The organism is Pseudaminobacter sp. Soil_N_29 (genome assembly GCF_057656055.1).
In genome coordinates this window covers 1-428 of sequence record NZ_JBDGLC010000037.1, presented here as the reverse complement: position 1 = coordinate 428, position 428 = coordinate 1, and the positions used below count along the sequence as shown (strand labels likewise).

Here is a 428-nt window from a genome sequence, read left to right as displayed (position 1 = left end):
GCAAACGATGACCTGCAGAAACTTGCTGCGGATTCAAAGAACTGGGCGATGCCCACCGGCGACTATGCCAACACCCGCTATTCAAAACTGAATCAGATCACCAAGGACAATGTGAAGGACCTCCAGGTCAAATGGATGTTCTCCACCGGCGTGCTGCGCGGGCATGAAGGCGGGCCTTTGGTCATCGGCGACGTGATGTATGTGCACGCGCCCTTCCCCAACACGGTATACGCCCTCGATCTGAACAACGACGGCAGGATTCTGTGGAAGTATGAACCCAAACAGGATCCGAACGTCATTCCGATCATGTGCTGCGACACGGTCAACCGCGGTGTGGCCTATGGCGACGGAATGCTCTTCCTCAACCAGGCCGACACGATGCTGACCGCGATCGACGCCAAGACCGGCAAGATGGTCTGGTCGGTCAA

Annotated in this window: 1 protein-coding gene; it reads left to right on the top strand. The window is 56.8% G+C overall.

The features are described 5' to 3' along the window. The coding region (locus AC3A4H_RS23625; RefSeq protein ID WP_487768884.1) for an outer membrane protein assembly factor BamB family protein at positions 1-428 on the top strand (428 nt) is incomplete at both ends.